At 67.2% G+C, this 18852-nt stretch carries 15 protein-coding genes and 3 pseudogenes; 11 read left to right on the forward strand and 7 right to left on the reverse strand.

Features of this window, described 5'->3' with window-relative positions:
• Positions 1–66: 66 nt before the first annotated feature.
• Positions 67–356, forward strand: a pseudogene (locus tag ACFYY1_RS38725) (DDE-type integrase/transposase/recombinase); the annotation flags it as partial.
• Between the two features lie 420 nt (positions 357–776).
• Here the strand turns inward: ACFYY1_RS38725 and ACFYY1_RS38730 are convergent.
• The 3 genes from ACFYY1_RS38730 to ACFYY1_RS38740 form a co-directional block, all read right to left on the reverse strand.
• A complete protein-coding gene (locus tag ACFYY1_RS38730; protein ID WP_388594245.1) occupies positions 777–1595 on the reverse strand; it encodes an alpha/beta fold hydrolase in 819 nt (272 codons plus the stop codon).
• A 501-nt stretch (positions 1596–2096) separates the two neighbouring features.
• The gene (locus ACFYY1_RS38735) at positions 2097–2483 is read right to left on the reverse strand and encodes a hypothetical protein (RefSeq protein ID WP_388594247.1); all 387 of its coding nucleotides are present in this window, start codon (positions 2481–2483) and stop codon (positions 2097–2099) included.
• A gap of 812 nt (positions 2484–3295) precedes the next feature.
• The gene (locus ACFYY1_RS38740; RefSeq protein WP_388594248.1) at positions 3296–4384 is read right to left on the reverse strand and encodes a GH25 family lysozyme; all 1089 of its coding nucleotides are present in this window, start codon (positions 4382–4384) and stop codon (positions 3296–3298) included.
• 128 nt (positions 4385–4512) lie between these two features.
• Here ACFYY1_RS38740 and ACFYY1_RS38745 point away from each other — a divergent pair, with 128 nt between their 5' ends.
• From ACFYY1_RS38745 to ACFYY1_RS38755, 3 genes and pseudogenes are all read left to right on the forward strand, one after another.
• Positions 4513–5379: a peptidoglycan DD-metalloendopeptidase family protein gene (locus tag ACFYY1_RS38745; protein WP_388594251.1), complete on the forward strand. Its 867-nt coding sequence runs from the start codon at positions 4513–4515 to the stop codon at positions 5377–5379.
• Positions 5380–5441: 62 nt separating this feature from the next.
• Positions 5442–5764 (forward strand): annotated as a pseudogene (locus ACFYY1_RS38750) (transposase); the annotation flags it as partial.
• A 52-nt stretch (positions 5765–5816) separates the two neighbouring features.
• The gene (locus ACFYY1_RS38755) at positions 5817–6908 is read left to right on the forward strand and encodes an IS630 family transposase (protein WP_388594252.1); all 1092 of its coding nucleotides are present in this window, start codon (positions 5817–5819) and stop codon (positions 6906–6908) included.
• Here ACFYY1_RS38755 and ACFYY1_RS38760 read toward each other — a convergent pair.
• Entirely contained in the window at positions 6905–7771 is an 867-nt protein-coding gene (locus ACFYY1_RS38760) for a hypothetical protein (protein ID WP_388594255.1), read from the reverse strand. The genes ACFYY1_RS38755 and ACFYY1_RS38760 overlap by 4 nt on opposite strands.
• Before the next feature lie 198 nt (positions 7772–7969).
• Here ACFYY1_RS38760 and ACFYY1_RS38765 point away from each other — a divergent pair, with 198 nt between their 5' ends.
• Positions 7970–8173 carry a hypothetical protein gene (locus ACFYY1_RS38765; RefSeq protein WP_388594258.1) on the forward strand — a complete coding sequence of 68 codons (204 nt, stop codon included), beginning with the start codon at positions 7970–7972 and terminating at the stop codon, positions 8171–8173.
• A 1217-nt stretch (positions 8174–9390) separates the two neighbouring features.
• On the opposite strand, the pseudogene ACFYY1_RS38770 reads toward ACFYY1_RS38765, so the two are convergent.
• Positions 9391–10123, reverse strand: a pseudogene (locus ACFYY1_RS38770) (DUF2637 domain-containing protein); the annotation flags it as partial.
• Between the two features lie 179 nt (positions 10124–10302).
• Entirely contained in the window at positions 10303–10467 is a 165-nt protein-coding gene (locus ACFYY1_RS38775) for a hypothetical protein (protein ID WP_388594261.1), read from the reverse strand.
• Between the two features lie 60 nt (positions 10468–10527).
• On the opposite strand from ACFYY1_RS38775, the gene ACFYY1_RS38780 reads away from it, so the two are divergent.
• The 5 genes from ACFYY1_RS38780 (at position 10528) to ACFYY1_RS38800 (ending at position 16831) form a co-directional block, all read left to right on the forward strand.
• Positions 10528–10866 (forward strand): SseB family protein, encoded by a 339-nt coding sequence (locus ACFYY1_RS38780; RefSeq protein WP_388594263.1) that lies wholly within the window; start codon positions 10528–10530, stop codon positions 10864–10866.
• A gap of 2 nt (positions 10867–10868) precedes the next feature.
• Entirely contained in the window at positions 10869–11435 is a 567-nt protein-coding gene (locus ACFYY1_RS38785; protein WP_388594266.1) for a hypothetical protein, read from the forward strand.
• Positions 11432–15772 carry a DUF6531 domain-containing protein gene (locus ACFYY1_RS38790; RefSeq protein WP_388594269.1) on the forward strand — a complete coding sequence of 1447 codons (4341 nt, stop codon included), beginning with the start codon at positions 11432–11434 and terminating at the stop codon, positions 15770–15772. The genes ACFYY1_RS38785 and ACFYY1_RS38790 overlap by 4 nt, the downstream gene beginning before the upstream one ends.
• Before the next feature lie 10 nt (positions 15773–15782).
• A complete protein-coding gene (locus ACFYY1_RS38795; RefSeq protein WP_388594270.1) occupies positions 15783–16226 on the forward strand; it encodes a hypothetical protein in 444 nt (147 codons plus the stop codon).
• A 377-nt stretch (positions 16227–16603) separates the two neighbouring features.
• Positions 16604–16831, forward strand: a complete 228-nt coding sequence (locus tag ACFYY1_RS38800) for a hypothetical protein (RefSeq protein WP_388594273.1) — start codon at positions 16604–16606, stop codon at positions 16829–16831.
• Here the strand turns inward: ACFYY1_RS38800 and ACFYY1_RS38805 are convergent.
• Positions 16816–17565, reverse strand: a complete 750-nt coding sequence (locus tag ACFYY1_RS38805; RefSeq protein WP_388594274.1) for a GNAT family N-acetyltransferase — start codon at positions 17563–17565, stop codon at positions 16816–16818. The genes ACFYY1_RS38800 and ACFYY1_RS38805 overlap by 16 nt on opposite strands.
• A gap of 260 nt (positions 17566–17825) precedes the next feature.
• On the opposite strand from ACFYY1_RS38805, the gene ACFYY1_RS38810 reads away from it, so the two are divergent.
• Positions 17826–18269, forward strand: coding sequence for a GPI anchored serine-threonine rich family protein (locus ACFYY1_RS38810; protein WP_388594276.1), 444 nt, complete (start codon positions 17826–17828; stop codon positions 18267–18269).
• The last annotated feature ends 583 nt before the right edge of the window (positions 18270–18852 follow it).

Raw genomic sequence — 18852 nt, forward strand, 5'->3', positions numbered from 1 at the left:
TGATCACGGTGGAGGGGGTTGTCCGTGGGCAGTACGCCGCCGTCGTACAAGGGGCACCGGTACCCGGCCTACGGGGCGGCCCACCGCGAGGTGATGCCCTCGGTCGAGCACCGGTCCCACAAGGGCCTGAACAACCGGGCCGAGAACTCCCACCAGCCAACGAGGCAGCGCGAACGCGCCATGAAAGGCTTCCGCAGCGTCGGAGGAGCCCAGAGATTCCTGTCCGCGTTCAGCGGCATCTCACCCCACTTCCGGCCACGCCGGCACCGGATGACCGCCCCGACCACCGCAACGAGATGACCGTCCGCTTCGTGATCCGGGACCAGATCACCGGCGCCACCGCCCCGCCCACCGCAGCGTGGCCCAGGCCCCCGCCCGACCCCACACGCCCTGACACACCCTCGACCGATCAACGCCCCACCAACGTGACAAAGCCTGCACAAGAGTCCATGCGCCCTGCCCGTCTCTGCCCAGCCTCAAACGTACCCGCAGCGCAGGCCCTGATCTCCCGCCCGCGACTGCCGCCGATCGGTCGCGGGCGGGGCACTTTCGCAGTCAGCCGCTCGCGTGCCGCCCAGGGACGGCGTGTGCGCGCTTCAGCGACGACCGTGACGGTTGGGGGCTCACCTGCGGGCGGCCCGCGGCCGGGGCATCCGCCTCTTTGCCGAGTGGTCCGTGCTCCGTGAGGCTCGTCGGGAGGCCGCGCAAGGCCGATACAGCGCCAACTCGGCTTCCGCCAAACGCAACGACGTCCGACCGCGCAGTGACCGCTCCTGTCAGCCTCCGTTTTCGGTGCTGACCGTACCCACGGCATGGCTCAGCACGAAGTCGCGCGCCAGGCGTGCGGCCTGCTCACGGGCCTCGAAGGTGATGCCGTGCCGAGTACGCGGCAGGATCACCAGACGTGCGCCAGGGATCTCCGATGCCATGAGTTCGGCGACCTGAGCGCGGACGATGGGGTCCTCCGCGCCATGCAGCACGAGAGTAGGAGCCGTGATTTCATGCAGCCGGGCAGTGCAGTCGTGGTTCTGAATCGCTGTCATGCGGCGTGCGTCGGCGTCTACGGGACGCCCCCGCATGGCGCGCTTGGCGTCGGCGACGAGCTGCGGGTCGTTCGTCTGCCCCTCGGGTGTGAGGAGCAGGTCCAGCGCGAACTGCGCCCGCGCGTCCGGCTCCATGGCGGCGATGCGGTCACCAAGGCTCTCGGTCATGGTCCAGCTCGGTGTGGCGCCTGACAGTATGAGAGACGCGACCCGCTGGGGGTAGTGGATCGCCAGTTGCATGGCGATCGCTCCGCCGTACGACACTCCCATAACATGCGCGCGCTCAAATCCCAGCGCGGCAAGGAGGTCGGCGCAGTCAGCGGCTTGCCGAACGATGTCGTACGGCTCGGGCCCGTTGAGTGTGTCGCCGGTGTCACGCTGGTCGAAGCTGATGGCCAGGATTCCAGCGCCTAACAGGGGGCGGAAGGCATCAAACTGCCCCCTATGGCTCTCCCCGCCATGCAACAGAACCAGCGGTTCACCCTGGCCGGATTCAACGTAGGCAATATCGATGTCGCCGACTTTGACGTGCTGAAACCCCTCAGAGCTCACGCGCTCACCTCCACAGGCGTGCATCCATCGACTCGGCGAAGACGGGATCGGCACAGGACGGCGGGCTCGCTGCCACCGAGCGGTGGAAACGCCCGATCATCTGGTCACTCACTCTCCGATCGCCTCCAAGCTGAGTACAGCATGGGAACCGGGTATCCCCCAGTTGCTGGTTCACCTCTGCCCCGACCACTACCCCACAAACGAAGGCACCCTCAAGTGATCAACGCACCACCCCCGGGTGATCACGTGGTCGTGGAGGCACAGGTGCGTGACTACGGGTTCTCGTCGGTATGTCATGACATCGAGGGCCGGCCGCCCCAGGCCGAGTATGCGGAGCGAGCGGAAAAGCAGGCCGCGTCCGGGACGACGCCGGCCCCGCCGACGCGCGAGTGGGACTGGCCGGCCGCCGATCCCCGAGGCGCACAGGGCGTCCCGCTCGCCGGGGTCGGGGGCGCGCCTCTGGTCGCATCATCTGCGCAACTGGTTACGGCGCAGGGGGTGCTACTTCTCCTGCGTGCTCTGCGGTCTACCTCGCTCAGCGCGGAACTCGTCCAAGAGGGAGAAGAACATCTCCATCGGTGGCGTACCCACCGACTCAGCTGCCCGTTCGATTTCGACAGCCCAGCCCAGGTTGCTGGGGTACGCCATGTTCATCCGCTTCCACAACCACTGGGAGAAGGGGCCGCTGTTCCAGAAGTCGAAACTCTCATCGCTGTCGTGGATCTCGCAGGCCACTGCGTAGCCGACAAGCATGGAGTCCAGATGCTGAAGAGAGCCGCGGCGAACCCACATTCCCGGGCGGAGCCGCACCTGGTCCAGGAACTCGTGGACATCATGCAAATCTCGCGGCTTGCGCAGCCCGGGCCTGCCGGCCGCCGGCTCAGTCATACCTGCAGCCTACTCACAACAGCTAACACAGGAAGCGAATCTGTCGGTGAGTGATGAGGCAGCAGGCGAGTCCGAGGGCGCGCGGCCCCGCCGACGCACGAGGGACTGGCCGGCTGCCGATCCCCGAGGCGTTCCGCCCGCCCCGCCCCCGCCCTCTCCATTTCGGCAGTTCGAGCGGCAGAGGGTGCACAGAGGGGATGTCAGCACCCCGACCACGCCTCTACAGCCATGGTGACCTGCACAAACACCCGACGCCACGGGGAGAGGGGGCAGTAGACAGTGCAGGAGATACCGCAAGGGATCGTGCGAGGGATGACGCAGGAGATCCCAGGCCCAAGCATTCCGCCGGCCTTTTCGCGCGGGTAGCTGCTCGGCGTCAGCAGCGCTCAGGAGCGCACCATGCTCGGTCCGCTCGGCGGTCAGCAGTCGCGGGCGCGGTGCCGACTCCGTGCTCCTGGTCGTGCTCGTCGTCGGTCCGGTGCCCGGCGGGCGGCGCCCCCGATTCAGGGGTGACCCAGGGCGCACCAACGAAGCCATCAACCTGCTCGAACACGTCCTCGCCGAGTACAAGCGCCTGTTCGGCAACGAACACCCCGACACTCGTGCTGTTCGTGGTGTGCTGTCCTGGTGGTGGTCGGCAGAGGGTGGTTCTGGCAAGCCTCCGTTGCAAAGAGGGACCGTCTGGTTCGTACAGGCTGGTGGGTGCCAAGCCGGAGAACTGGCCCCCACCACCGGCGGGTGGCCAGGCGGTCGAGTGCCGCCGTCCGGCCCCGGGGATTTTCTTTGCTGTCGGTACTGTCGGCCCCCGGGTTTCAGTCCCAGCGGTCCTGGTTGATGAATCTGCTGAAGCCCCGCCAGGAATTGGGTCCCATCGCGCCGTCGATGGGACCGGTGTAGCCGTGCACGGCGGCCAGTCGTTGGACCGCGGCCCAGGTGTTCGGTCCGGGTACGCCGTCCACGGGCCCGGTGTAGCCCCAGTCACGCATGTTCCGCTGGAGCGCGGCGTAGGTGTTGGGGCCCGGGATCCCGTCGATCGGGCCGGTGTAACCGGACTCGATCCGCAGCCAGTTCTGTGTCCGTTGCCACATCACGGGACCGGGAACACCGTCCTGCTCCGTCGACGTCTTCGGCAAGGGGTCGTCCCCGGGCAAGGGCGGGTCGGTCGGCTCGGTCGGGTCGAATGCCCAGCGGCGGGCGAGGTCGAGATCGACGGGAGAGATGCCGCCGACGGAGCCCACGGAAGCGTACTGGTGGACGGCCCAGTCGGGGTAGCGGCCACCGAGGTCGGGCGGGCCGGGCCAGGTGCCGTCGTTGGCGCCCCAGGATGCCGCCCAGAGGTGGGCGCCGGCGGCGATGGTACGGCTCCAGGTGCCGGAGCGCAGCGCGCTCGTACTGATGTAGAACCAGGGCACGTACGTGCCGACCCGTTCCCGCACCCGGTTGAACCAGGCGGACACGTCCGTGTCGTCCCACAGGCGGGTGGAGTCGTCGAGTACCTCGACGTCCAGCGCGAGCACGTCGCCGGCGCGGTAGTCGTGCAGATGGTCCACGAAGTAGTCGGCGGCGGCGGTGGGGGCGAGGAAGTCTCCCGACAGCCAGTAATGACCCACCCGCAGGCCCGCGGCGCGGGCCCCGTCGACATGACCGGGATAGGAGGACGAGGTGTAGGGGCCCTCGGCGAGCTGGCACCCCCCGGCCTTGGCGATGACGAAATGCAGGCCCTCGGCGGCGGCGCGGGCGTAGTCGATGCCGGCCTGGTAGTTCGAGACGTCAACGCCCCGCAGTTCGTCGGCCTCGGCGGGGGCCGGCCCGGGGGTGGCCACGGCGCTGGTGGCCGTGATGATTCCGACCGGGGTCAGGGCTGTCGCCACGGCTCCGCGGATCAGGGTTCTCCTGCGCATGTCTCCTCCGGTGGGGGCGGGGTTTCACGACAGCGGAATGTCATGCTCGTATCAAAATCTATGCGCGTAGGCTACCGTGAGCCGCGCTTCATGACAGGTCAAATCGCAGTATTTACAAGGGAGTTGCTGTGTGCGAGAACCATGAGGCCGACGACGGACGGAAGAACCGGTCACGGACCGGAATGAGCCGGCGCACGCTGCTGCGCGGCTCGGTCAGCACGTTCGGTCTGGCCGCCGGCGGCGTGCTGTTCTCGGCGGGCACCGCGCGGGCTCTGGACATCTACAACCCGTTCAGCGCCTACCAGATCACCGGCAGCTGGCAGGAGCACCTCGACCGCGGCTCCCTGGGTGGAATCGACTACGGGATGGGGGTCGGCACCGCCCTGCCGGCCGCAGGTGCCGGCGTCGTCATCAACATCCCGTACAACGGCACAGGCGGTCACACGGTGACCATCACCCACAGCGACGGGTACCGGACGCAGTACATGCATCTGTCGGAGTTCCTGCTGCCCGACGGCACCTCGGTCGGCAAGGGGGACATCGTCGGGCGCTCCGGCGGTGCGGCCGGTGCCCCGGGTTCCGGAAGTTCCACCGGGCCGCATGTGCACTGGCATCTGATCACCCCGGGGGGTACCCGGGTCAACCCGCTGAACTACCTGGGCGGTGGCGGTGGGTTGCCGAAGACGTCGACGGAGCAGGACGGTGTTCCCGGTCCCGTGATGTGGCAGCGGACACAGAACTGGCTGCGGATCGAGTCCGGTTACACCGGCCCGATCGACGGGATCCCGGGCCCCAACACCTACGCCGCGCTCCAGCGGAACATGCGTGACTGGGGCTACACCGGGCCCGTGGACGGCGTACCCGGACCGAACACCTGGGCCGCGGTCCAACGACTGGCCGCCGTGCACGGCTACACCGGTCCCATCGACGGCGCGATGGGACCCAATTCCTGGCGGGGCTTCAGCAGATTCATCAACCAGGACCGCTGGGACTGAAACCAGGACCACCAGGAGCACCAGGACGAGGACCAGGACCGGAAACCATGCCCAGAGCGATCGGCCGACCGCGCACTCGGCCCCTCGTGGTCCTGGCGGACCGGGCCTACTCGTAACGAGCCATCCGAGAGCACCTGCGCAGGCGCAACATCCGGACGGTGATCCCGCAGGCTGCCGACCAGACCGCCAACCGCAAGCGCAAGGGCCGCCGCGGTGGCCGCCCGCCCGTTTTCGACCGCGAGGCATACAAGCGACGCAACACCGTCGAACGCTGCATCAACCACTGAAGAACTGGCGCGGCCCGGCCACCCGCTACGAGAAGACCGCCACGGTCTTCCGAGCTGGACTCCACATCGCTGGCATCTTCATTTGGTCCGCCCGTTGATCCATCAGAGAGGCCCTAGTGATCTGAGTCGGAGATTCGTCGTTGGTTGGGTATGAGTCGTCCGGGTCCGAAGATTCCGCCGTTGTCGGTGACCGAGGCCCAGCGGGCTGTGCTGGAGGGCTGGGTGCGTCGCCGGACGACGGCTCAGGCTCTGGCCCAGCGGTCGCGGATCGTGCTGGAGTGCGCCGATGGACACTCGATCATGGAGGTGTCCCGTCGGCTGCGGATCGCACCGGACACGGTCCGCACCTGGCGGCGGCGCTTCATCGAGCGGGGCCTGGACGGCTTGTGCGACGACCCGCGGCCCGGCGTCCCCCGGAAGATCACCGATGCGGATGTCGAGCGGGTCATCGTCAAGACGCTCGAGGAGACGCCGAAGAACGCGACCCACTGGTCGACCCGGTCGATGGCCGCGGCCACGGGGATGTCGCAGTCGACGGTCTCGCGGATCTGGCGGGCGTTCACCCTGGCACCACACCGGTCGCAGACCTTCAAGCTGTCCACCGACCCTTTGTTCATCGACAAGGTCCGCGACGTCGTCGGCCTCTACCTCGATCCGCCGGAGAAAGCTCTCGTTCTCTGCGTGGACGAGAAGTCGCAGATCCAGGCCCTGGACCGGTCCCAGCCGGTCCTGCCGATGATGCCCGGCGTTCCCGAGCGCCGCAGCCACGACTACGTCCGGGCCGGCACGACCACCCTCTTCGCCGCCCTCGAGGTCGCCACCGGCAAGGTCATCGGCTCGCTCCACCGCCGCCACCGGGCAGCGGAGTTCAAGAAGTTCCTCGCGAAGGTCGACAAGGAAGTCCCGGCTGATCTGCAGGTTCATCTGATCCTGGACAACTACGCGACCCACAAGACGCCCGACATCAAGCGGTGGCTGCTGGCCCACCCACGCTTTCACCTGCACTTCACGCCGACCAGCGCGTCCTGGCTGAACCTGGTCGAGCGGTGGTTCGCCGAGCTGACGCAGAAGAAGCTCAAGCGCGGCGTCCACCGCTCCGTCCAGGCCCTCGAACGCGACATCCGGTCCTGGCTCGCCGACTGGAACGAGCACCCCAGACCATTCGTCTGGACGAAGACAGCCGACGAGATCCTCGACAAAGTCGCCGCCTACTGCCGACGAATCTCTGACTCAGATCACTAGGCGGTTTCGTTAGGGTCCGTGCGAGTCCGAGCCAGTTCGCCGCGCAGCCGGATCACCTCGGCGTCCACTCGCTGCCGCAAGAACTCCTCGTAGCGGGCCCAGTCGAAGTTGAGCATGGCCCGCCGGTCGTTGAGGTCGCTCTCTTCTTTCAGCAGAGCGACCTTATCCGCGTCGATTTCCGCGAACTGGGCCCGCAGATCGTCCAGTTGTCTGCCGAGTTCCGCGCGCTGCCGTTTCAGCGACTCGACCTCCCGTTCCAACCTCTCCTTATCGTCCCGTTCCCGTTCGAGGAGTGATGTGAGACGGGTCAGCTCTGCTGCCACCCTGGTCTGCTCGTCAAGGACCTGGCGGAACTCGCCACGCACTTGTTGCTCGTGTTCCTGGAGGTTGTTGAGGATATCTCGGAGGTCGGACTTGGCCGACTCCAGTTCGAGCAGCGTCGCGCCACCTGGCGGGGAAACGAATCCGGTGTCCGTGGCGGCCGACTCGTTCATAAAGGTGTCGGGGTCAGACACGCGTGCGCCGGACTGCTGGGCCCGATCGCGCAGGAGGTTGAGGCGCTTGCGTCGGTCCTCCCATTTCCGCAGGCGGGGGTCGTTATGGCCCACCTGTTTTCCGTCCTGCACTTCGTAAAGGACCTTGACGAGGGCAAGCAGGAAGTCCCTGCTGGGCAGCCGCTTTCCCCGCAGAGTTTGACTGACCCCCGACGGCGACAGCACGACCGAGGGGGAGCGGGGCCCGAACTCGCGGTAGGTGATGTCACAGGCCAGTTGCAGGTCTTTCAGCTCGCGGGCGAAGGCAGCCAGTTCGGTCCGGTACGCCTCTTCCGCCGACCCCGTCGAGCCGTCGATCTGCGCTTCCATAGTCCCCCTCGTGACGCATGGCAGTCATGGTAGGGCGCACACCTGACCGCCGCGCCGAACATTAGAGAACAGCTAGGAACGCAGACGGTGTTTTCCGAAACACCCCCCGTGTTCCGTGTCGTACACGGTGTGTACGAGTCCGTTCGCCCGTATTCCCGTTCCTCGCCCCCGCCCCACATCACTGCTGCACTGACCGGCATGGACGAGAACGAGCACGACGAACGCGGCCCCGTGCGCGGCCGATTGCTGGACCTGGCCGCGCTATTGGCCCTGACAGCGCTTTCCCTGCTGGTGTACGCGTTGGGCGGCGCGACCGCGCTCTCCACCGTGAGTGTCACGGGGGCGGGCCTGTTCACCACCTGGCGGTTCCGGGAGCGCCCGCCGCGAAACCCGGAGCGCTGATCCCCCGTAAACCGGAGAGGGCCCCCGAGGTCACCGGGAGCCCTCTTCAGGTACCGCGCCATGGGGCACGCGCCGGTCAGCTCCGCACAGCTTGCCCGCGTTCCACGCGACGGAACGTCACACGCCGGCAGCCCGCTTGATCGGCCCCAGGTACTTCCGCACCGTGCTCTCCTGGTAGCCGCAGCGCTTCGCCAGGACCGGAGCGAGAGACTTCACCGAAAGCTGCTGCTCCTCCGGTGACAACTGTCGGTAGTAAAATTCCACCCGCGCCGGGCCTGTCAGGTGGGAGCCGTCCTGCTGCTCGGCTTCTTGCTTGGCGTTGCTCCCACTGAGGTTCGGGGCCGACTCTTCCGCGTCGTGCTCGTCCTCATCACGGGGCTTCGGGACTCGCGCCTGCACAGCGCTGCGGCCGCCGGCGGACGCGTGTACGGCGCGCCGTTCCGTCGGCCGCGTTTGATCCTGCTGGCCGACGTCGAACCACGGTGGCGTACCAAGCTGCTCCTCCAGGTCGTCGTCGGGGCTGCTCGGGAGGGAGTCCTCATCGCGGCTCTCGTCGCCCTCGTGGCCGGGGGCCGTCTCGGCGGTCTGGTCCGCTGCCGCCGATGCCGGATCGACCGCGGGGTCGTCGTCCCGTTCCTGCTCCTGCTCCTGGAACCAGGCAACGTAGTCACGCAGTTCGTCTGCGGTGATGGGCTGCCCGGTGGCTCCCAGAATGCCGTCGCGCCGGTACACGTACTCGGCAAGGGAGGCTGCGTCGGGTCGCGAGCCCCGTTCCGCCGCGTACGTCAGCCAGGCGTTGTAGAAGTAGTCGGTCCATGTCTCTCCTTCGGATGCGTCCTGGGAAGCACCGGGGCCGGACCCGCCGTCGGGTGCGGGCGCGCCGCGCTGCTTGAGCACCTGCAGCAGGGGCCGGAGCTGCTCGTCGGACAGCGGGTCTCCGGCGGCGGTGGCGATGCCGTACCTGTCCTGGAGCCAGAGAGCGAACTGCGCACTCGTCGGCTCGGAACCATAGGCGCCGATCCAGGCCCGGTAGGCGTCCGCGAGACGTCCGCCGGCCCTGGCATCCTCCGGTGTTGGCTCGTGCGGCCGTACCGCGGCTACCAAAGGCACCTGGAATGACGGATGCGGTTCTCCGGCACGCAGCTGCGTAAATTCCATCTTCTGCGCGGCAGGGCTCTCAAGGACGGGGTTCTGCCTCTGCTTCGGGACCCGGGCGGCCTGGGCCGGGGCGGGGGCCGGGGGGAGCAGGGCGGGTTCGGTGCCCGCGGCGGCCAGTCCGGCCGGGGCGGTCTCGGCCAGCGGGACGCCGTACTTCGCCAGGCGCAGGGGCATCAGGGACTCGACGGGGGCCTTGCGGCGCCAGTTGCGGCCGAAGCGGGCCTGGAGGCGGGCCTGGTAGATCAGCCGGTCCTGTTCGAGCTTGATGACCTGCTCGTAACTGCGGAGCTCCCAGAGCTTCATCCGGCGCCACAGCTTGAACGTCGGTACGGGGGAGAGCAGCCAGCGGGTGAGGCGGACGCCCTCCATGTGCTTGTCGGCCGTGATGTCGGCGATCCGGCCGACCGCGTGGCGGGCGGCCTCGACGGAGACCACGAACAGCACGGGGATGACGGCGTGCATGCCGACGCCGAGCGGGTCGGGCCAGGCCGCGGCGCCGTTGAAGGCGATCGTCGCGGCGGTCAGCAGCCAGGCGGTCTGGCGCAGCAGCGGGAACGGGATGCGCATCCAGGTCAGCAGCAGGTCCAGGGCGAGCAGGACACAGATACCCGCGTCGATGCCGATCGGGAAGACCAGCGAGAAGTTCCCGAAGCCCTTCTGGAGGGCGAGTTCGCGCACCGCCGCGTACGAACCCGCGAACCCGATCGCGGCGATGAGAACCGCTCCGGCGACCACGAGACCGATGAGTATCCGGTGGGTGCGTGTCAGCTGAAGCGGTGCGCTCCTAGGCATGACCGTCCTCCCCCTCCTGAATCTGCAGCATCAGGCCACACTCTCACGAAGGGTGACCCGAGCCTGTCTGCGGCGTACGTCGGGGGATCGTCAGCGAATAGTGACCGCGAAGCGCGGCGAACCGGAACAAGCCTGTCCTCTACCGGCGCCGCCCCGGGAGCGGCGGCCGACCCGAAGGATCAGCGCGGTGTGCTCCATCCCACCTCCGCGCAGTGCCCGTCCGCAACGGCGTCCAGATCGACGAACGGTGACACGAGGGAGTCGGCTGTGGTGTCGGCGTGTGTCACAGGACCGTTCCAGTCGGTTTCATTGCTCTCCCGACCAGCCGCGATGCCGATGGACATGCGATGATCCTTCCCGTGTTTCATCCAGCTCAGGGCTCGGGTGGAAGAGGGGGAACAGGGATGTCGTTGCGTGACATGGTCCGCGACGAGGCGATGGCGCGGATGTCTCCGGCGGAACGGCTGGCTCAACTGCGTGCCGCACGACTGTACTTCCAACGGCCGGAGAGCCCCGGTTTTTTCGTGTCCGAGACGGTGGATGGTCCGGTAGTGCCGGTTTTCACCTCCTGGGAGGGGCTGGCTCTGTTCGCGGGAGCATGCGACTGGGCGTCGACCACGGCCGAGGACCTGGTAGAGCTGTTGCCTGAAGGGGTGCGGGCGCTGGTGGACCTGTTGGGGCCGAACCCGTTCTTGTTGGAGGCCGCGATGCTGGAGGAATTGACAGAGGCGGAGGGGGAGTAGACATGGCAGGGGGCGGAGCGGATGGGCCTGAGCCGGGGGACGGTTACAGGATCCAGATCGCCGAGGTGCGCAAGATCATGAAGCCGATGGAGGAGTCCGTCGTCGCGGCGCACAAGATCAAGCAGGACTGGAAGTCCATGGCCCAGGGCATCCAGAACGCGGCCACCGTCGACATCGAGAAGCCGGCCAAGGACGTGCTGTCCGAGTGGGGTTTCGGCATGGGGCGGCTCGCCGAGCACGCCGACTCCATCGTCGAAGGCCTGCGGCAGGCCATAGCAGCCTACATGATGGCGGACCTGCTGCAGCTCGAGAACTTCGCGCCGACCGAGGACAACATCGCCAAACTCCCCTTCGGTGAACACGCCCTGCGTGCGTGGAAGAACGGAGACCGGCCTCATTTCGATCCGCCTCCCGAGATCTACCAGGAGCCGTGGCTCGACGGTGGTAGCGGCAGTGGTGACGGTACGGCCGTCACGGGCGATCCACCCAGCAATCCTCGTTACCGCGTGGCCGGTGAAGGCGGTGAAGGCTGGGTGGTCGACGGCGGTGGAAAGGGCCCTGTCGCATGACACAAAAGGACGCCATGGAGGGCGGCGCTTCTGAGCGCATACCCCCGCACGCCAAGCCCGATGATGTCATACCGGGCAAACCCGAGAAGATCGACAACCTCGTCGTCAAGCTCCGTGTCTATGCAGGCGCGTTCAAGGACGGCTACGACAAGCTGACCGACTTGTCCCTGCTGCCGTGGACCGGTGCCGCGGCCGATAGCTTCCAGGACGCGAGCAAGCGTCTGCCAAGGGAGTTGGAGTCGGCACGCAAGTACTTCACCTCCGCGGCCGGCGCTCTGGACGCCTACGCCGACAAGCTGCGTTCCGTGCAGAAGCGGGTCGAGCCGATCATCGAAGATGCGGACGAGGTAAGGGCTGCGTCGAAGAAGTACTGGGAGAACGTCAGGGCCTACAACGCCGCTGTCGACCGCGGGGACGATACGCTGCCCGTGCGGCCGCCGGACAACGATCCCATCACCGGGCTGGACTCTTGCTATAGCCGGCTCGACAAGCTGGAGAGCGAGCTGCAAGGCGTCGTCGACGACTCCAAGGCCAAGCTCGCCAAGGCGGCCGAGAAGGCCCCCAACGCGCCCGAGGGCTGGAACCGCTTCAAGAAGGGCGTCGGGGACTTCTTCGGCGGCATGGGCGACAGCGCCAAGGGCATGTGGAAGCAGTTCGAGTACCTGGCTGAAGACGGCCCAGGTGGCGCCAGCCTGCAACTGGCGAGCATGATCGACGGGGCCGCGTACGCCGCGAACCACCCCACGGAGTTCGCCAAGGCCGTCACCAACTGGGATGAGTGGCAGCGGAACCCCAGCCGTGCCGCCGGCCAGCTCACCCCGGATCTACTGCTCGCCCTCGCCACCGGCGGCGGGGGCGCCCTGCGGAAGGGCGCCTCGACCGCCAAGACTGCCGCGCAGCGGCTGGCGAGCCGCGAGCGGGCGCTGCGTCGCGACGGCAGCGCCGCTGAGCGTGCCGACGGCGAGCCGAACAAGCACGACAAGTGCACCAAGGAGAAGTGCGGAGAGGGCGAGCCGGTCGACGTTGCAACCGGCGAGATGTTCATGTCCGCCACGGACGCCAGTCTGCCCGGCGCCCTGCCGCTGGTACTGGAGCGGCACTACGTCTCCGGACACCCGTGCGGCGGTTGGTTCGGTCCCACCTGGGCGGCCACCCTCGACCAGCGCCTGGAACTGGACGACGCCGGACTCGTCTACATCGCGGCCGACGGCATGGTGCTGCGATACCCGGTACCAGAACCGGAGACCCCCACGCTGCCCGTCTCCGGCCCGCGCTGGCCGCTGCGCTGGGACGGCAAACCGGACGGTACCTTCACGCTCACTGTCCCGGAGGAGAACCGCCGCCTGCACTTCGCCCGGCTCCCGGTGGGAGGCTCGGAACTGGCGCTCCACGCGATCACCGACCGCAGCGGTGAGGGCGACCGCATCGACTTCGTGTACGACAAGCACGGCGCACCCACCCGGATCACCCACTCGGGCGGCTACCGCATCGCCGTCGACACCGACACGGCCCTGCATCGCGTCACGGCCCTGCGTCTCCTGCACGGCGAGCAACATGAGCACAGCGCGCGGCTGGTCTCCTTCACCTACGACGACAGCGGCGACCTGATCGAGGTAGTCAACTCCACCGGCAAGCCGCAGCTCTACCGTTACGACGAGCACCGCATCACATCCTGGAAGGATCGCAACGGCACCGCGTTCGCCTACGTCTACGACCACCGCGGTCGCGTCCTGCGCACCGTAGGGCCGACCGGTATCCTCTCGGGCCGCTTCCACTACGACGATGCCCGCCGCACCACCCGCTACACCGACTCCCAGGGCAACGTCACCACGTACGTCCTCAACGAGGCTCACAAGGTCGTCGAGGTGACCGACCCGCTTGGTCACACCACCCGCACCGAATGGGACGAGACCAACCGCCTCCCTCTCGCCGTCACCGATGCACTCGGCCACACGACGCGGTACACCTACGACGAGTACGGCAACCTCACCCGCATCGAGCGTCCGGACGGAAGCAGCGCCGAGGCGGTCTACGACGAGAACAGCCTCCCGCTGGAGATCCGCGAGCCCGATGGTGTGGAATGGCGCCACACCTACGATGGCCGCGGCGCACGCACCTCCACCACGGACCCGACGGGCGCTACTACGCACTGGACGTACGACGAGGCGGGCCACCTCACCTCGGTCACGGACGTGCTCGGGCGCACGACGACAGTGACGACGGGCGCGGCAGGGCTCCCGGTGACGGTCACTGACCCCCTGGGACACACCACCCACGTCCGCCGCGGCCCCCATGGCCGCATCACCGCCCTCACCGACCCGCTCGGCCGCACCACCCATTTCGGCTGGACCATCGAGGGTAAGCCCGCCTGGCGCAAGCACCCTGACGGCACCCGCGAGGAATGGAAATGGGACTGCGAGGGCAACCTCGCCAAACACACCGACCAGGCCGGTCATACCACCGAGTACACCTACACCCACTTCGACCTGCCTGCCACCCGCACCGACCCCGACGGCGCCCACTACGCCTTCGCCTACGACACCGAATTGCGCCTGGTGACCGTCACCAATCCCCAGGGGCATGAATGGCGCTATGAGTACGACGCAGCCGGCCGCCTGGCGGCTGAGACGGACTTCAACGGGGTGACCCGCTCCTACGAGCGCGACGCGACGGGCCGCCTCACCGCCCGGACGAATGCGCTTGGCCAGACGCTTCGGTACACACATGACGCGATGGGGCGGGTACTCACCCAGCAGGACGAGACGACGGACGAACTGACGACCTTCACCTACGGTACGCGAGGGGCCCTCGCCCGCGCCTCCAACGGCGACGCGGTCCTGACCCTGGAGCGGGACCCCCTGGGCCGAGTCCTGGCGGAGACGGTCAATGGCCGCACGATCACCTCCACCTACGACGCGGTGGGCAACCGTTTGACTCGCACGACGCCGTCAGGGCTGGCATCGACATGGACGTACGACGCCGCGGACCGACCCTTGACCCTCACGACGGCGGGCAACACCCTTGCATTCACCCACGACGCCACCGGTCACGAGACACAGCGTGCCGTCGGCGGTGTCACCCTCAGTCAACGCTGGGATGACACCGGCCGAATCACTGTACAGACGGTTACTTCCGCCACCGATGACCTCATCCAACACCGCACCTACGCCTACCGGCCCGACGGCTACGTCACTCAGATTCGCGAACTGACTTCCGGTACTCGCCACTTCACCCTGGACCCGGTCGGCCGGGTCACGGGTGTACAAGCGCACGGCTGGACCGAGCGCTACGCCTACGACGCGGCCGGGAACCAAACCCACGCCTCGGCGCCAGGCCAGGAAACCTCTGGCGAGAGGGAGTTCACCGGAACCCTGGTCCGCAAGGCCGGCCGCACCGTGTACGAACACGACGCCGCAGGCCGCCTGATCCGTAAGACCCGCAAGCTGCTCAGCGGTCAGACCCGGACGTGGGCCTACACGTGGAGTGCCGAGGACAAGCTCACGCAGGTCGTGACGCCGGACGGCGAGACGTGGACGTACTTCTACGACCCCCTGGGCCGCCGCATCGGCAAGACCGACCCGAAGGGCGCGACTCTCACCCTCACCTGGGATACGACCCGCCTCGCGGAACAAACCGCCCAGGACGGTGCGACCTGTACCTGGGACCACGCCCCGGAGACTCACCGCCCCCTGACCCAGACGGTCGGCGAAGTGGGAACCCCACGCTTCCGTGTCGTCGTCACGGATGCCACGGGGACGCCCACCGAACTACTCACCCCGGACGGTGAGGTGACGTGGCAGCACCGGACCACCCTCTGGGGAATCACTGTCCCCGCCCCCTCCGACCTGGAGACCTGCCCCCTCCGCTTCCCAGGCCAGTACGCCGACCCCGAGAGCGGCCTTCACTACAACTACTTCCGGTACTACGACCCAGAAACGGCTCGATTCCTCACCCCGGACCCGCTCGGTCTCACCCCTTCGGACAACCACCATGCGTACCCTCGAAACCCGATCCGGCTGACCGACCCGCTCGGACTGGCTCCCTACGACCTCGAACCCGAGTCGGAGAAGATCGCGGACCACGCCAACGGTGAAGCGCTCCGCCCCGACGGCAACGGAACGCACTACGTGCGAGGAGTCGACCCCAAGGCTCTGAAGTTCTACGTCGACGGAGTGATCAACGAACGCATACCCAACATTGAACCGAAATACGGACTGCGAAATGGTCGAGAAGCCTTCTGGGACCCGGACAAGGAGGCCGTGGTCATCGTGGACGGTGACGGGGGCACAGTGTTCACCCCCAAGGAGGGATACTCCTACTTCGAGGACCTGGAGTAAAAGGAACGGTATGTCCGAGCAAACCAGCCGCAGCGTCAATCTCTCCCAGTCGGAGTTCACAAGGCTTTATTTCCTGACACGCGAACTCACTGAATTCCCGGCCGAGAGACTGCAGGGCTTCGGATGCGATGCCGAAGCCCTGGAAGATCTGTTGTCGCGGCTCAGGAGCGCTCGTCGCCAGTCCAAAGAGCATGGGGAAGCTCACCGATTGACACTCGTCTTCTCAACGACGCTCCCCGAATCGGACGCCGCACCAGCTCTTGCCCACGACGGAGACAACCACACTCGAACGACGCCCGCCCACATGACGGTCACCGTTCCCGCGAGCGTCGCGCAGTGGTGGGCCCCCGCTGCGCGCTGGGTCCTCCATGCTCACAGTCCCCGGGAGATTTCCCTACGTACTGGGTACTCAACCGATGAGCTGCGCGAAGCACTGGCAACCTTGCCGGACTGAGACCGATTCGTGCCTCGCCCCTCAAGGAGCGGTATTGAAGGCGGGCGAGGCGGTCATGGAGGGTGATCAGCACGGCGGGCAAGGCGACTTCAGGGTCCGACAGGAACAGGAGCTCTTCCAGACGCAGCAGCACTTCGTTCACGGCCCCGAACTCTCGGGCACGACAAGGCAGCCATGGGGCATTTCAGGACGATCGAGCGAGAGCCGCTATGGAGATCAACAGTCACGCAGCGTGGATGCTCCACAGAAGTTGAGCCAGAACCACTTCTTCATCAACATTTGGAGCCTCTCAGAGCCTGGACCGCTGCTGAGATCCGTCAACATCTGCTCTTCCTTCTGCCGTACGGAGCCGGTCCGCCAAGGGACAGCTCTTGGCCGTGAAGGACGGCATCAACACGATGCTCGAACAGCTCGATCTGACCGACGGCGAACGTACGGCGCTCGAAGATGAACGTGAAGCGGTCACCGCCCTGGCTGAACGGCTCGCGGGCATACCAACACCTGCGGGTCCCACCCCGCGGGAACTCAAAACCACCGACGGTTTCGTTCCCCTGACCCGTCTGACGAAGACGATTCCGCCGCAGAAAGGTCAAGATCCCGAATAGCCACCCTCGCTGGCTTGCGTCAGGCGAACACTCAACTGGTCACCGATCTCACGGAACCCGAGCGCGGCCGCGACCCGCCGGGATGCCTCAGGGCGCGCACGCCACTGGGGCAAAAGGCCAGCGTCCAGCGCGTGGGCCACCGCAGCGGAGGCCACCTGCCGCGCCAAACCCCGATCTCTCCATTGCGGAGCAGTCAGTACACACAGATGCGCCGTCGACGCGGGCCACGTCTGATATCCCGCAACGGCCAGGATCTCCTGGGCATCACGCACGACGAAGGCCGGTGAGTCGATATCGTCGATGCCACTCTCTGCAGCGTCGTCCGAGCCGACCGACTCGGCCAAGGCAAGAAGGTCCTCATGGCCCGAGGGAAGGGTCGTAACGGCTGCCCCATGCGACACGGGGCGGAAGTCGTCCTTCGAGAGGTACGCCAAGACGGCAGGGCCGAGCACCTCAAGCACCGGCATCCTCGACCGCAACGTGCTGGCGCGCACGAGGCACTCCACCTTCACTTCCGCCAGTACGCGACCGAACAGGCTCGCCTGCGCCGCGTCCGGCACCGTGATCAGCGCAGCGTCGCCCAGCCTTACGACTCCTGCCCAGGAGGGCGGGCACAGCCGCGAACCAGGCGAAACAGCTATCGCGACACCGCCGTTCGTCGGGAGCGACACAGGCACAGTCGCCATCTGCTCCCAGAGACTCCACGCTCGGGCCACCAGCAAGTCATCAGTCATGGAGCGATCCTGCCACTGAGAGCCAGCGGCCCAGTCAGATCCGCTCATACCGCAACCTTCGACCACATGGCTTTGTGCACGAGAACGGAATCTGGCTCACTTTCCGTGAAGTGCATACATTGAGTGACGATCCGGCCTTCGATCGGAATCGGCGTCCGGCGGGATCGGTCCCGTCCCCGGTGCGGTCCGGCACCCTCTTTCGAGGGAAGGATCACCGCTCTGTCCGCACCGTCCTGGATGGTGCGGACAGACTTGCGGTCATGAAGATCTGGAAGAGGGCAGCCGTGGGCATGGCGGCATGGTCCCTCGTGGCTGCGCCGAGCCTGCTCGCTTCGACGCAGGTGCAGGCGACGAATCCGGCCGCGGCTCACACCGCCTCTCGAACCTCTCGGCTGGACGTGTTCGTACCGCCCGTGACCTCTCCCACCGCGAAGTCGGTCTGGACGGCCGGCCAGACGGTTGAGGTCACCTGGGACACTGCCGACCCGCCACAGCACATCACCAACCCCAAGGGCGCGATCTACTTGAGGAAAGGCGACAGGACCGGCCCCATGCTTGACGAGGGCTTCGACATCCTGAAGGGGAGACAGGAAGTGGTCGTGCCGGACGTTCCTCCCGGGAACGACTACAGGATCGTCCTCTTCGGCGACTCCGGTAACTTCTCCGCCCCCTTCACGATCACGGAAGGGCCGACCGATTCCTGACGGTGCGGCCCGGCCGTCCGGGCGACAGCCCGGCGCCTCGGCGGTCGCACGTCGCGCCGGCCGGTGGCCGTGCTCCTGATGCCGGGCGACAGCGGCGTTCAGCGCCCGTTCCTGGTCGGGGTGCAGTTCCCCATGCGCGGACGAACCCTGACGGCACGTCGGTCTCGAACCGCTCCAGTTCTCCGCCGACGCGGGCGCATCCTGCATCGCGGGCCATCGATCAATCCGCAGTGGCAAACGGTCAGGGTTCAATGTCGCAGAACAGACCTGATCGACCTCAAGCGCCGGCAGATCCGCGTCTGCAACCGGCTCGCTCTGCGCCCCGCGGTCGAGGTGGCAGAGCTGCGGTGGGCGCTGATCCGGCTGTCCTGCCTGATCAGCGCCCACCCGTACTGGGCGGAGCGCGGCGGGAGCATGGTGGGCCGGGTCGAGCTGTTCCGGGCGGCCGGACGGAGTGCGGGAGCTGGTCGTGCGCTGGAACGGCGAGGCCTTCGTCGTCACCGGGCCCGAGGCGCAGCCCTGAGCAGCCGGGGTTGTTCGGCGGTGGCGACGCTGTTCTTCTCCTCGCGTTCGGTGGGTTCCG

This window comes from Streptomyces sp. NPDC001890 (assembly GCF_042891445.1).
Lineage (GTDB): Bacteria > Actinomycetota > Actinomycetes > Streptomycetales > Streptomycetaceae > Streptomyces.

Bases quoted from the DNA above. Each gene is read 5' to 3' on its own strand.
- ACFYY1_RS38735 (WP_388594247.1), bottom strand. From the start codon at position 2,483: ATGACTGAGCCGGCGGCCGGCAGGCCCGGGCTGCGCAAGCCGCGAGAT.
- ACFYY1_RS38740 (WP_388594248.1), bottom strand. From the start codon at position 4,384: ATGCGCAGGAGAACCCTGATCCGCGGAGCCGTGGCGACAGCCCTGACC.
- ACFYY1_RS38755 (WP_388594252.1), top strand. From the start codon at position 5,817: ATGAGTCGTCCGGGTCCGAAGATTCCGCCGTTGTCGGTGACCGAGGCC.
- ACFYY1_RS38760 (WP_388594255.1), bottom strand. From the start codon at position 7,771: ATGGAAGCGCAGATCGACGGCTCGACGGGGTCGGCGGAAGAGGCGTAC.
- ACFYY1_RS38765 (WP_388594258.1), top strand. From the start codon at position 7,970: ATGGACGAGAACGAGCACGACGAACGCGGCCCCGTGCGCGGCCGATTG.
- ACFYY1_RS38775 (WP_388594261.1), bottom strand. From the start codon at position 10,467: ATGTCCATCGGCATCGCGGCTGGTCGGGAGAGCAATGAAACCGACTGG.
- ACFYY1_RS38780 (WP_388594263.1), top strand. From the start codon at position 10,528: ATGTCGTTGCGTGACATGGTCCGCGACGAGGCGATGGCGCGGATGTCT.
- ACFYY1_RS38785 (WP_388594266.1), top strand. From the start codon at position 10,869: ATGGCAGGGGGCGGAGCGGATGGGCCTGAGCCGGGGGACGGTTACAGG.
- ACFYY1_RS38790 (WP_388594269.1), top strand. From the start codon at position 11,432: ATGACACAAAAGGACGCCATGGAGGGCGGCGCTTCTGAGCGCATACCC.
- ACFYY1_RS38795 (WP_388594270.1), top strand. From the start codon at position 15,783: ATGTCCGAGCAAACCAGCCGCAGCGTCAATCTCTCCCAGTCGGAGTTC.
- ACFYY1_RS38805 (WP_388594274.1), bottom strand. From the start codon at position 17,565: ATGACTGATGACTTGCTGGTGGCCCGAGCGTGGAGTCTCTGGGAGCAG.
- ACFYY1_RS38810 (WP_388594276.1), top strand. From the start codon at position 17,826: ATGAAGATCTGGAAGAGGGCAGCCGTGGGCATGGCGGCATGGTCCCTC.